Raw genomic sequence first — 12,472 nt, 5'->3', positions numbered from 1 at the left:
GGCCCCGGCGACCAGTTACGCGACGATGGTTTCCACGTCGGCCCCTAAAAAGGATGCCCAGAAAAGGTTAAGTTACGTCTCGCTCCCCCAGACGAATCGTTATTGGTCCGGACGTGGAACGAGGAGTGATGGACCCGGTGCTCGAACGGGTGAGAGCTGCCAGCGCGCGGCTCACGCAGCCGGCATACACCGGCACGAATCGGTGTCTCCCGTGTACAGTCCTCAACGTCGTGATCGCGGTTGCCATCAGTAGCGTCCTCGCGGCGAGACGCTCCGTGGCGACCGGCGTGACCGCCCTGTCCTTCTGTTCGGCGATCATCTACCTTCGCGGGTATCTCGTGCCGGGGACGCCGACGATCACGCGCGAATACGCACCACCGTGGTTCCTCCGACTGTTCGGCAAACAGCCCTCACGCCCGCCGTCGATCGACGTCGACGCGGTCGCAGCGGAGCGAGCCGGCGATGCGCAGTCTCCCGCAGTCTCCGACGCGTTCCGTGCCGCCTGGCGGGAGCGTATCGCGGAGCTGCGAGGTGACGACCCCGATCCGCGGCAGGTCGCGGAGACCCTGGGAGTCGACGCGAGCGATCTCTCGGCCGTCCCGGGGAGCGTCGCGTACGTCCTGGACGACGATCTGCTGCAGTGGGAATCCGAGCTCGCGCTCGTCGCGGACGTCGCCGCCGCCGACCTGCTTGACGCCCGATCTGACCGCTGGGCGCACCTGTCGCCCGGCGAGCGCCGGCGCGTCCTCTCGACGCTGCGGAGCGCGTTCGAGGACTGTCCGCGATGTGGCGGCCCGCTCGACCGGACGACGGCTCGGCTGGACTCCTGCTGTACCGACCCGACGACGGTCGTCTCCGTCACGTGTCCGGACTGCGGCGCGTGCGTACTGCATCGTCCCCAGGACGACTCGGGAACTGACGCGGCAGATCGATGACTGTGCTCTTCCCCAGCATTCCACCCACACTGGGTGCGCTCGTGCTCTTTCTGGCCGGCGTCGCGCTGGTCGTCGAGAGCGTCGAGCGGTTCGTCGAATCGGTCGCCGAGAGCGCCCTCTCCCTGGGCTTCTCGGCATTTTTCCTGACGGTCGTGCTCGCCGGAACCGACCTGGAGAACGCGATCCTCGGCCTGGCGGCAGTCTTCGGTCGGCTGCCCGATCTCGCTCTGGGCACCGTCTTCGGGGAGGCGCTGTTCATCCTCGGCGTCGCGCTCGGGATCGCTGGTATACTGAGTCCGTTCGAGACGACCGTTCCCCGGTCCTATCTGCTGTTGACGGTCGGCTCGCCGGCGCTGTTTTTCCTCCTCGCGGCCGATGGGACGGTGAGTCGGCTCGACGGCGGCGTGCTGACGCTCGCGTTCCTCCCCCTGCTCGGGGCTGTGTACGTCCTCGAACGGCACACTGACACCCAGTATCTGTCGGCGGAGGAAGTCGCTGACCGCATCGAAGCCGACGGGAACCAGCACGCGAGCCCGGACGGAGGGCCCAGCGATGCCGACAGTGACGAGCGCGTGGCGTGGTGGACGCTCGCCGTCACGCTACTGGCGGTCGTCGGGATGACGGTCGGGTCGGAACTGGCCGTGATCGGTGCCCGAGACGTACTCGCGACGCTGGGTATCTCGGGCCTGGCCTTCGGCGCGACCGTGATGAGTTTCGTCGCGTCGCTCGAAGAGCTCTTCCTGACCGTCGAACCGGTCCGACAGGGACGGCCTCACCTCGGGATCGGCAACGTCGTCGGGAGCATGCTCTTTTTCGTCACGGCCAACGTCGGCGTCCTGGCACTAGTCCATCCGCTCACGACCGACGGCGCGGTCGTGACCGTCCACTGGCCGTTCTTCCTCGGTTCGCTGGCGCTCGTCGGCGCGATTCTGTTCAGGGGCCGGGTCGGCCGCCCCGAAGGCGCACTGTTGCTCGCAGTTTACGTGGGGTACTGGGCGGCGAACGGGATGGGCCACCTAGTGGGCTGAGCGGGGGAATCACGCGCGAGTCACACCCACGTTCTGCAGGAAACAGTGAGCATACAAGCGTCCGTGGCGTCGTATCTACGTATGGAGCTACGAGATGCCCTCCCCGGCGGTAATCGCGCGGTGAACGTTCTGCTCGCCGTCGTGTTCGCACTGGTCTCGATTCGCTCGCTTCGAAACGGACAGCGACTGCGAGGCGCGCTCGCGGGTGCTGGAGCGGTCGCGTTCGGCGCAGGCGCGACGAAGTCACGAGCGTCCGAGAGCGACGACGGCTCCGAGTACGAGATCGGGGCGGACTCCGCTGGATCAACCGGGACGGAACCTGAGACAGTCACCGAGACCGCGTCCGAGGAGCAAGCGGCGACGCACGGGTTGACCTGTGCGAGCTGTGGCGACCCCATTCGCCCCGGACAGCGACGGGGACCGAACGAGAACGGCGTCATCGTCCACGACGACTGCGCCTGATCGGCCACCGTCGCTCTGTTTTTCACGTTCGTCTGTCGTCAGCGATCGCTCTCGCTTCGATTCCGACCACGACGCAAACTATCGGCAGACGACTCTCACTGTGATCGGACAACGGCCGCGACAGAGGCAGACACAACGTCCAACACGGTGGTTTGGGAACACCGACACAGTTCGAGGCTGCACTCACCAGAGCCTTCGAGAGCGGATTCACTGGAGACGCCATCGACCGACAGCGAGTCGCTCTCAGACCGGCGTCGTGTCCTCCCGTTTTTCGCCGAAGCGTACAGCGGTCGTGGTTGTGGTCTCGGCTGAGACCACGAGCGTCCGGCCGAGTCGCCGGACAGGAACCGACTCGGAACGTCGACGGGACCCACTCCGGGGTCACAGAGCGGCAGTGAGACGTCCTCAGTTCGGGGGCACCACGAGGTCGGCCAACCGCTCACCGGCGGCTGGGTCGACCCGGAAGAACAGTTCCGGTTCGATGAGTTCGACTTCGACGAGCCGGAACGTCCCTGCCCGCTCGATCCCGTCAACGCGTGCGTAGCGGGGGGCGCCGCCGAACCGATCGGTGATTACGTCGACGACGTGCTTGGCCTGCGTTCGGAGCCCGTCGCTCGGCGTCTCGACGTGGACGCTCCCACCGTATTCCTCCTGGACTCTGAAATCGCCTGCCTCGGGACGCTTCACGACGGCGTGGCTGTACTCGCCGCCGAAGAACACGAGCGACCACTCGCCGGCGGTGATGTCGGCAGCGAACTCCTGGACGAGGAGGTCGTTGTCCGCGACGAGCGACTCGACCCACGGCTGCGCGGCGTCGGCGTCGTCGCTGGCGATCCGTCTGGTCTCGAACGCACCGGCGCTCACGGCCGGCTTGACGATGAGTTCCTCCCACCCGCGGTCCTCGAACAGCGCCGCGAGTGACACGTCGCTTCCCCGGTCGACGTAGGCCGTCGGCAGCGTCGGGACGCCGCTGTCGGCCAGGTCGCGGAGGTAGAACTTGTGACTGTTCCACCTGAGGAGGTCGGGACGATTCCACACGTCGCAGGGTGCGGCGGCGAGTTCGTCGACCCACTGCGAGAACGCGGCCGGGCGCTCGTAGTAGTCCCAGATCGACCTGACGACGACGACGTCGTAGTCGCTCCAGTCGACGGCGTCGTCGGACCAGACCACGGGATCGACCGTCGCACCGCGGTTCCGGAGCGCCTCGACGAACGAGGCGTCGTCGTCGACGAGCGAGGGGAGATCGGCACAGGTGGCGAGGGCGATATCGGTCACACCTGCGGTAGCGAGGTGTCGGGAATATGGATTGTGTTTGCGTCGCCGCGAGGACGGGTTCGCGTGGCGGCGCGGTCAGGGGGTTCGGAACACCCGGATCGTATCGCGGGCCGTGGGTTCACAGAGCAACTGTGCGAAGCCGACGTCGGTGAACACGGCTTTCCAGTCCCTGTGATAGAGCGGGAACTCGTCGTCGACGTAACTGACGCCGTCGTTCTCCCGGCCGCGCTTCGGGCTGTTGCCTTCGTTTTCCGCGGTGATGAGCAGATCTGCGGTGATCTCTGCGACCGTCTCGAAGACCCACTCGTCGTCGGGGTGGATGTGTTGGAGCGTCTCGACCGAGTAGACCACGTCGAACGCGTCAGGGTCGACGCCGGTGACGAACTCCTCGAGGGCGGACGTGTGGAACGTCCCGGTCTCGGCCAGTCCGGGATAGTGCTCGGCCATCACGTCGAACGACTCGTCGTTGATGTCGATGCCGGTGAGGTTCTCGTACCCGTTGTCGTACAGGTGGGCGAGGTGTCGGCCGGAGCCACAGCCGAGTTCGAGGATCGCCGCATCGGTGGTGACGTAGTGGTCGAGGACCTGGAGGAGCGTGTCACTCACTTCGTTCGGACCGATCTCGGCGTAGTATTCGGGCGAGTACTTCCCGGAGCGCTCGGCCCAGTCCTCACGGACCTCGTTCGGTTCCATACGGACACCTTGCGACCGAGCCGAAAATAGCTCGTCGATTGGCGAACACGCTCTGGGGACGGCCGGACGACAGCGAGAGACGCGTCGGCGACTCCCCGCAGCGTAATTTGGACGCCCACAGCTCACCTGCGCTACCCGACCGATCACCACCAGCATTGTACCGTGACGACCATATTCTGAATGATAAAGTGGCATAGATATCCCGTCCGAGTCGTCGCAATCGATATCGATATAGACAAAAGAGTGGGAGTACCTACAGCCTACTTGTCCAGAGATCCTGTGAAATTAACGGGCCGACTGGTCGCCACGCGACATAGTATTGTGGTGTCATGGGAATGCTGGACAACAAGCAGACGAACCACAGTGAACTCCCACCATGGCTACTATCCAAGAACCTACTATCGACGCCGTCGAATCGTTTACTGATCTCAGCACCTTCCAGCGGGAGATTCTGCTCTCGATCGCCAAACTCGAAGCAGCAAATACCGACGCGTACGGACTCGCGATCAAGCGGGAACTCGAAAACGTCTACGAAGCGGACGTCAACCACGGTCGACTGTACCCCAATCTCGACGACCTGGTCGCCGCAGAACTCGTCGAAAAACGCGCGCTCGACAAACGCACGAACGAATACACGCTGACCGAGCAGGCCGAGCAGTTCCTCACAGAACAGCGTGACCGTATCGCTGGCGTGCTCGACGACTACCGCGACGCCGACCAGTAGAGGAGTGTCGTTAATCTGCCAGTTTTGCGGGGCGTGTGAGGGCCGGCGGGACGGGTAGTCGCGTCCGTGAGCGCACCCATTCAAACAGTACGAATCAGGCGGCGAGCCCGGCCGTCAGGACGATTCAGCAAGTTTGTTAGGCAGGCTCGCTGTATCTCGGGGCATTGTGACTCGGGCAGGACGAACAATCAGCGACCCGGATAACTACGTCGACGGCGAGTGGACTGCGCCGTCGGCCGACGGACAGGACGTGTCGAACCCAGCGACGGGCGAGCGCTTGGCGACGGTCGACTTCAGCTCGGCGAGCGACGTCGACGCGGCAGTCCAAACCGCTACCGCGGCATTCGATCAGTGGCACCGTCGACCAGTCGAAGACCGCATCCAGCCGCTCTTCAGGCTGAAGCGTCTGTTAGAAGCGCACCTCGACGAACTCGCGACCGTGCTGGTTCGTGAACACGGCAAGACACTCGCTGAAGCGCGCGGCGAGCTCCGCCGCGGCATCGAGAACGTCGAGGTCGCCTGTGGCATGCCGTCGCTGCTGCAGGGCGGACACGTCGAACACGCAGCGCCGGGCATCGACGAGACGGCCGTCCGCAAACCCCTCGGGGTGTTCGCGGCGATTACGCCCTTTAATTTCCCCGGGATGATCCCGCTGTGGTTTCTCCCCTACGCGGTCGCGTCCGGCAACGCGTTCATCCTGAAACCGAGCGAGCAGACACCGCTGACCGCCCAAAAGCTGTTCGAACTCATCGACGAGGCGGGCTTCCCCGACGGCGTCGTCCAACTCCTGCACGGAAGCGTCGACACCGTCGACGCCATCCTCGAACACGACGGGATCGAGGGCGTCTCGTTCGTCGGCTCCACGCCCGTCGCCAGGCACGTCTACGAGACGGCCGCCACGAACGGCAAACGCGTCCAGGCACAGGGCGGCGCGAAAAACCACGTCATCGTCTCGGCGACGGCCGACCTCTCGTACGCAGCCGAGAAGACCGTGGGCTCGGCGCTCGCCTGTTCGGGAGAGCGCTGCCTCGCGAACGACGTCGTCTGCGTCGAAGCGTCCGTCTACGAGGAGTTCCTCGACCTCGTGGTCGCGGAAGCCGACCGACAGGTCGTCGGCAACGGACTCGACGAGGAGACGACCATCGGCCCGCTCATCTCCGCAGCACACGAACAGCGCGTCCGCGAGTACGTCGAAACTGGGATTCAGGACGGCGCAGAGTTAGTCGTCGACGGTCGCGACGCGACCGACGCAGCTGCGGACGGGAACTTCCTCGGCCCCTGCATCTTCCGGGACGTCACGTCGGACATGACTATCGCGACCGAAGAGATATTCGGCCCGGTGCTGGGCGTGATGCCCGTCGAGAGCGTCGAGGCGGGTATCGACGTGTTGAACGAGAGCGACTACGGCAACGCCGCGAGCCTCTTTACGGACCGCGGGTCCGAGGCACGGCTGTTCCGCCGCACCGCCCAAGCCGGAAACCTGGCGGTCAACGCCGGAACGGCCGCTCCGATGGCGTTTTTCCACTTCGGCGGGCAGAAGGACTCGTTTTTCGGCGACCTCCACGCCCAGGCCGACGACGTCGTTCGGTTTTACACCGACGAGACGGTCTACATCGAGCGCTGGCCGGAGACGTAGCGGCGCTTCCGTTGCTCGTCACCGGACACCACGAGCTGCCGAACACCGCCGATCGTTCCCTCACTGGGATTGCAGTCCACTGACGCGGTCCGGCCGTCGGGCGTGAGCATCTCCGAGCGGCTCACGGTATCGCAGAACCGATCGACGCCGAGGGCGCGTCTGTGGTGTCCAGCGCCTCGCCGAAGTGACCGGCGAGACCGGCGTCTTCAGACACCCGATTTCGAGTTAACGAATCGGGTGCCTGGGAACGATGCGGCGCCACTCCGACGGGACTCATACCGTCTCTGGACAGCAGTGAGCCTCCGTGACCGTGTCACCGAATTCGTCAGTTTGCGTGGGCTGTTGCGTCTCCCACTGTCGGCCGTCCTCGTGCGCTCGCTGTGGCAGTCTCGTTACCCGGAGTCGTGCTCTCTCGTTGTGAAGGCGCTAACAGCCCTGTGCGTCAGCCGTTGACATGTATTGTACAAAGTGTACAAACCACTTGTGTGAAATCGGTTGTGCTGCCGGAGGATGGCCAGAGCGTTCCGTCGACAAACACCAATAATGTTGTCAACCACGGAGTTTACAACGCCGTCGGCCGAGATGACATTGTGAGACCAGTACATGACTGCCAATAACGGGATCGACCTAGAGAAGTTCGAGCAACTGACGGCTGCGGCAGAGGAGGATGCATCGAACGCCGAGTTTCGGTTCTTCGCCGAGACGGAGTGGACCGGTGAGACGACGTGTAAAACCACTGTCAGTGACATCGAGAAGGGTGGAACGCTCGTCGACTCACCGGAGTTTACGATGGAAGGCGCGCTGTTCGGGCATCGGGAGGCGCCCAACGCGCTCGAACAACTACTCTCCTCGCTCGGCACCTGTCTGACGATCACCTACGCGGCACACGGTGCGAAAGAGGGCATCGAAATCACGGAGATGCGTTTCGAGTTCGAGGGCAGCGTCGACATGCGCGGCCTCCTCGGACTCGGTGACGACGTCCGCGCAGGCTTCGAGAAGATCGAGTGTACTGCCCACATCGAATCGCCGGCCTCGACTGCGGAACTCGAAGAGCTCAAAGCGTCCATCGGGTCCAAGTCACCGATCGTCGACAGTCTGGAAAACGAGGTCACAGTCGAGATCGACCACTCGGAGCCGGACCAGTAACGCAGGCCTCCCGACCGAGCACTGCGATCGGCACTTCGCTCGTTTCGACTGCCGGGCTGATTGTCAGGTTGGGGTCTAGACCAGCATCAGCGGGATCATGAGCAGGATGCCAGCCGCGACGCCGGCGGTGAGTTCGCGGTAGCCATCGCCCTGGAGCGTTTCGCCGATTTCGAGCGCTTCAGGGATGAACTCCGTAATGACGAGATAGATCATCGCACCTGCGGCAAAGCCGAAGCCGAACGGGAGGAAGGCTCTGGCCCAGGTGACGAACACGAACGCGAGGACGGCCCCGATCGGCTGTGGGAGCGACGAGAGGACTGCCGCACCGACCATGCGCCACTCGCTGACGCCCATCGACCGGAGCGGGATCGAGACGGCGACTCCTTCCGGGACGTTGTGGATCGAGATCGCGATCGTCATGAACACGGCCAAGACGGGCACCACGACGCCGAATATCGGGACGCCGCCGCTCAATCCGACGTCGGCGAACGAGACGCCGATCGCCACGCCCTCCGGGAACGAGTGAACGGTCAAGATTCCCAGGATCAGCGCCAGTTTTCGGAGATCGCCGTCAGCGACCGCCGTCGACACCAGCGGCTGGTCGTCCGGGCGGGACTGCTGTGTCGACGTGTCGGCCGTGGGCTGGTCTGCGGTGCCCGCCGACACGTGGCCGCCATCGGTCTGATACTCACGACTGCTGTCGGTCGCCGCCCGGTCGCTGTCAACGCCGGCAGCTGCAGCCGTTGCGCCGACGTCTAACCGATCGATGACGGCATCGGCGACGATCACGAGCCCGACGCCCGCCACGACCCCTGCACCGAGGAGAAGTGGCAGCCCGCTCGTGGCAGCGAGACCCTCGGCCAGCAGCCCGAAGCCGGACGCTGCCAGCATGATACCCGAGGCGAGTCCCCAGAGTGCGACGTTCCAGCGATCACTGATCTCGTCGAAGAGAAAGAACGGTATTGCACCCAGTCCCGTCGCGAGCGCCGTCACGAGTCCCGCACCGAACACGAACGCTATCGCCTCGATACTTACCACTGGAAAGCCCCTCCTGTCGCCATCGTCTTCGGGAGTGTTTCGGTCATGCCTGTACTATGAACAACCGCCTACAGCAAAATATATTTTGGGTTCTGGAAACCAAATTTGCGGACATCAAAATAGAACTTGCCGATCACCCCTCGGGCGGGCAGTCGAGCAGCAGTACTATAGTAGTCTCCAGAAGTCTTTGCTCACAGTCTACTCGGTCAGGGCGTTGCGAGCCTGAAAACAGACCTGCTGACGCTCGTGAACAGTGAAAATTTCTGCTGACTACGATAGCTGGGGTCACCTGGGCAGTACTACAAATGTCTCCGGGATCTCGCCGGAAGACGTGGCGTCCGAGTGGAGACGCCGAGAGACGTCCGTCCGAGAAGGTGTGGATGTCCTGATCACAGGACAGTGGCACTGTAGAGCGGGACACAAGGGCGCTGGTCTTGTGCTGTCCTGTGACAATTCAACCTTGGTGCGATGGAGCGTAAATCCCTCGTTGATTCTCAGCGCGTGAGAGTTCGTGCAACTATGGCGTCTAGGTCACCAGGAAGGCGACAAAGTGTCTGGGACGCTCGAGAACTGCGTCTCTCGTAGTGCGTCCTGCAGAGTTGTGGGCCTGGGGCTGCGTCGAACCATCGTTGTCAGCCGGGAATCAGTTCGTCGGTCTGATTTGCCAACTGATGGGGAAAAAAGGATAGGTGCACGCTGTGCCTAGACGAGCCAACGCGCCGACCGCCTCAGCGCGGTCACAGAGACCTGTAATCGGACCGAGACCATCTGAGCCGCCGACGTGATCGATCAATGTTAGATCCAGTAACAGCAAGCCGCCTGCAGTTCGCCGTGACGACCATCGTCCACATCATCTTTCCCGTGATGAGCATGGGGTTAGCGCCCTTCCTCATCTATTTCACGTGGAAAGATATTCGCTCTGGAGAGCCCATTTACGAGCAGTTACGGCGGTTCTGGACGAAGATCTTCGCCATTAGTTTCGTCGTGGGGACGGTGACGGGAATCGTCCTCGAGTTCGAGTTCGGGACGAACTTCGCAGTGTTCTCGACGGCCGCCGGCGAACTGTTCGGCGGCCCGCTCGCCTTCGAGGGGATGATGGCGTTCATGCTGGAAGCGACGTTCCTCGGTATCTTCGTCTTCGGGCGCGAGCGCGTCGGCAACGCGCTGTACATGATTTCGGCCGTGGCAGTCGGGATCGGGACGTGGTTGTCGGCCGTCTGGATTCTCATCGCCAATTCGTGGATGCAGACCCCGCGCGGCTACGAACTGGTCACGCAGAACGGCCAGCAGGTCGTGCGACTCACTGAGCCGATGGCGGCGTACCTCAATCCCCGGTTCCTCTGGATGTTCGTTCACATGCAGAACGCGGCCGTCGAGTCCGTCGCGCTCGTCATGGCTGGCCTGGGCGCGTATTTCGTCTTTCGCCACTACGTCTGGGGCTACCCCATCGAACAGGTCGATTTCTGGGAGCGGACGCTCAAGATCGCCCTCGTCGTGTTGCTGATTACCGCGCCCCTTCAGGTGGTCCAGGGCGACCTCTACGCCCGTCACGTGTACGAAACCCAACCCCAGAAGTTCGCGGCGATGGAAGCCATCTGGGAGACGGATTCGTACGTTCCCGAGTATCTCATCGCGTTCCCGACGAGCGTGGAAGACCTCCTCGACCCGCGCGCGAAGGACATCTTCGGCATCGGCATTCCCGGCGGGGCCTCCTGGCTCGCCAGCGGCGGCAACCCGGAGGCCACGATACGCGGGCTCGAAGAGTTCGAAGGGCCACAACCCCCGGTCGCGCTCGTGTTCTGGTCGTTCCGCATCATGGTCGCGCTGGGCTTCTGGTTCATCCTCCTGGCGGTCTGGGGCGGCTACCGCTGGTGGCGCGGCGAACTGCTCGAGGACGACCTCCTGCACAAGGCGTTGATGGCCTCGACGCCGTTGGGTATCCTCGCCGTCCATCTGGGCTGGATCGTCACTGAGGTCGGACGCCAGCCCTGGATTATTCAGGGGGTAATGAAGACCAGCGAGGGCGTCTCGACGACCCTGTCGAGCGCCGAGGCGACGGCGTCGCTGGCCGGGTTCGCGTTCGTCTACTCCCTGCTGCTCGTGCTGTACGTCTACGTGATCGTCCGAATCGTCCGTGACGGTCCCCCGGCCGTGAGCGACCTCACCCACGCGGACCGCCAGGAACCGTCCCCGTCAGAGGTGGGCGTCGATGACTGACGGGTGGCTTGCCAGTGGCCCGCTGTTCGGGCTCCCGCTCCCGGACCTCTGGTTCGGCTTGGTGTTTTTCATCTTCGGCACCTTCCTGTTTCTCGACGGGTTCGACTTCGGCGCGGGGCTACTGTTCGCGACCCGGGCGGACGAACAGGAACGCGAACAGTTCCTCGCCGCGATCGGGCCATTCTGGGACGGCAACGAGGTGTGGCTGGTCGTCTTCGGCGGAGCCCTGTTCGCGGCGTTTCCGGCCGTCTACGCGAACCTGTTCAGCCGCCACTATCTCCTGATGTTCGCCATTCTCGGGGCGCTCATCGTCCGCGGCCTCGCCCCCGAGATGTACGAACAGCGCCACGACGACCGCTGGCAGCGGTGGTGGGGCCGGGCGTTCGTCGTCGGCAGTATCGCGGCGCCCTTCTTTCTCGGCATGTTCACGGCGAACTGGCTGGTCGGAGCTACGACCACTATCACGCTCCCCGCCGTCGTCGTGGGCCTCACGGTCGTCGCACTCACCGTCGTCGACGGCGTCGCGTTCCTGCGCCTGAAGACGCGTGGCGACGTCCGCGCCGACCTTCGGACGGCTGGCTACCAATCCCTCGTCGCGTATCTCGTGCTGGTCGTCGTGACTCTCGGATACGTCTACGTCGGCGTGCCCGCGCTTCGCGCACAGCTGCTGTCCCCGCTGGTGGTCGCGCTCGTCGCTGCGACGCTGCTTTTCGCTGTGGTGTACGCCGCTGCGACGCGGTTCGACCGCTATTACGTCGCCTTTGCGGCAGCGGCCGGCCTGGTGTACACGCTCGTCAGCCTCGTCGCTAGCCTGATGTATCCCCAGGTCGACCCAGCGGTCGCGTTGACCGTCGAGACAGCTATCGTTTCGACGATCCCGCTCAACATCATGTCGATCGGGGCAGCCCTGCTCTTGCCGCTAGTTTTCGTCTACTTCATCGTGCTCTACTCTGCGTTCAGCGGCCCGATCGAAGCGGGGGAATCGTACTGATGGGCGACGCCAGTGACGTCTCGACCGGCGATGCAGATTCGGTTTCGGACGCCGGCGACAAAGAGGGCGCGTCGGATGCTAGCGGTGTATCAGGCGAGCCACCGCGACTGCTCTCCCGCGTGCTCGTCACCTGGATCGAACTGACAGTCGTCGGTATCACGGGCGGGCTCGCGGGTGCGACAGTCGGTGGTCCGCCAGGATTCATTATCTACCTCCTGACCACGCTCGTCAGTATCGGCGTCCTGTTCTACAACGTCGACGCGCTCATCACGCGGCGCATGCGAGCGGCGCGGTTCGGGTAACGCCGGCCGCCAAGAGAGACCTCGT

At 63.9% G+C, this 12,472-nt stretch carries 13 protein-coding genes; 9 read left to right on the top strand and 4 right to left on the bottom strand.

What is annotated here, in order from left to right; translation table 11 throughout:
- The first annotated feature begins 128 nt into the window (after positions 1 to 128).
- The 3 genes from ACFR9U_RS20660 (at position 129) to ACFR9U_RS20650 (ending at position 2,425) form a co-directional block, all read left to right on the top strand.
- On the top strand, positions 129 to 935 hold the full coding sequence (locus ACFR9U_RS20660; protein WP_247381175.1) for a DUF8054 domain-containing protein: 807 nt from the start codon (positions 129 to 131) through the stop codon (positions 933 to 935).
- Positions 932 to 1,963: a sodium:calcium antiporter gene (locus tag ACFR9U_RS20655; RefSeq protein ID WP_247381178.1), complete on the top strand. Its 1,032-nt coding sequence runs from the start codon at positions 932 to 934 to the stop codon at positions 1,961 to 1,963. The genes ACFR9U_RS20660 and ACFR9U_RS20655 overlap by 4 nt, the downstream gene beginning before the upstream one ends.
- A gap of 81 nt (positions 1,964 to 2,044) precedes the next feature.
- Entirely contained in the window at positions 2,045 to 2,425 is a 381-nt protein-coding gene (locus ACFR9U_RS20650) for a DUF2892 domain-containing protein (protein WP_247381180.1), read from the top strand.
- A gap of 405 nt (positions 2,426 to 2,830) precedes the next feature.
- On the opposite strand, the gene ACFR9U_RS20645 is transcribed toward ACFR9U_RS20650, so the two are convergent.
- Positions 2,831 to 3,700: an ATP-grasp domain-containing protein gene (locus ACFR9U_RS20645; RefSeq protein WP_247381181.1), complete on the bottom strand. Its 870-nt coding sequence runs from the start codon at positions 3,698 to 3,700 to the stop codon at positions 2,831 to 2,833.
- Between the two features lie 75 nt (positions 3,701 to 3,775).
- Positions 3,776 to 4,393, bottom strand: coding sequence for a class I SAM-dependent methyltransferase (locus ACFR9U_RS20640; RefSeq protein WP_247381182.1), 618 nt, complete (start codon positions 4,391 to 4,393; stop codon positions 3,776 to 3,778).
- Positions 4,394 to 4,769: 376 nt separating this feature from the next.
- Here ACFR9U_RS20640 and ACFR9U_RS20635 point away from each other — a divergent pair, with 376 nt between their 5' ends.
- Both ACFR9U_RS20635 and mmsA read left to right on the top strand, forming a co-directional pair.
- A complete protein-coding gene (locus ACFR9U_RS20635; RefSeq protein WP_247381183.1) occupies positions 4,770 to 5,117 on the top strand; it encodes a helix-turn-helix transcriptional regulator in 348 nt (115 codons plus the stop codon).
- A gap of 166 nt (positions 5,118 to 5,283) precedes the next feature.
- The gene (gene mmsA / locus ACFR9U_RS20630) at positions 5,284 to 6,753 is read left to right on the top strand and encodes a CoA-acylating methylmalonate-semialdehyde dehydrogenase (RefSeq protein ID WP_247381184.1); all 1,470 of its coding nucleotides are present in this window, start codon (positions 5,284 to 5,286) and stop codon (positions 6,751 to 6,753) included.
- Here mmsA and ACFR9U_RS20625 read toward each other — a convergent pair.
- Positions 6,726 to 6,878, bottom strand: coding sequence for a hypothetical protein (locus tag ACFR9U_RS20625; RefSeq protein ID WP_247381185.1), 153 nt, complete (start codon positions 6,876 to 6,878; stop codon positions 6,726 to 6,728). The genes mmsA and ACFR9U_RS20625 overlap by 28 nt on opposite strands.
- Positions 6,879 to 7,356: 478 nt before the next feature.
- Here ACFR9U_RS20625 and ACFR9U_RS20620 point away from each other — a divergent pair, with 478 nt between their 5' ends.
- On the top strand, positions 7,357 to 7,899 hold the full coding sequence (locus tag ACFR9U_RS20620) for an OsmC family protein (RefSeq protein ID WP_247381186.1): 543 nt from the start codon (positions 7,357 to 7,359) through the stop codon (positions 7,897 to 7,899).
- A gap of 75 nt (positions 7,900 to 7,974) precedes the next feature.
- On the opposite strand, the gene ACFR9U_RS20615 is transcribed toward ACFR9U_RS20620, so the two are convergent.
- The gene (locus ACFR9U_RS20615) at positions 7,975 to 8,937 is read right to left on the bottom strand and encodes a ZIP family metal transporter (RefSeq protein ID WP_247381187.1); all 963 of its coding nucleotides are present in this window, start codon (positions 8,935 to 8,937) and stop codon (positions 7,975 to 7,977) included.
- Positions 8,938 to 9,729: 792 nt separating this feature from the next.
- On the opposite strand from ACFR9U_RS20615, the gene ACFR9U_RS20610 reads away from it, so the two are divergent.
- From ACFR9U_RS20610 to ACFR9U_RS20600, 3 genes are read left to right on the top strand one after another with little or no spacing between them, the layout of a single operon-like run.
- Positions 9,730 to 11,154, top strand: coding sequence for a cytochrome ubiquinol oxidase subunit I (locus ACFR9U_RS20610; RefSeq protein WP_247381188.1), 1,425 nt, complete (start codon positions 9,730 to 9,732; stop codon positions 11,152 to 11,154).
- Positions 11,147 to 12,145 (top strand): cytochrome d ubiquinol oxidase subunit II, encoded by a 999-nt coding sequence (locus ACFR9U_RS20605; protein ID WP_247381189.1) that lies wholly within the window; start codon positions 11,147 to 11,149, stop codon positions 12,143 to 12,145. Before ACFR9U_RS20610 ends, ACFR9U_RS20605 begins: the two co-directional genes overlap by 8 nt.
- On the top strand, positions 12,145 to 12,447 hold the full coding sequence (locus ACFR9U_RS20600; protein ID WP_247381191.1) for a hypothetical protein: 303 nt from the start codon (positions 12,145 to 12,147) through the stop codon (positions 12,445 to 12,447). The genes ACFR9U_RS20605 and ACFR9U_RS20600 overlap by 1 nt, the downstream gene beginning before the upstream one ends.
- Positions 12,448 to 12,472: the final 25 nt, after the last annotated feature.

The sequence above is a fragment of the Halorientalis brevis genome (genome assembly GCF_042678165.1).
In the GTDB taxonomy this organism is placed as follows: domain Archaea; phylum Halobacteriota; class Halobacteria; order Halobacteriales; family Haloarculaceae; genus Halorientalis; species Halorientalis brevis.
This window is presented reverse-complemented; position numbering and strand designations above follow the sequence as displayed.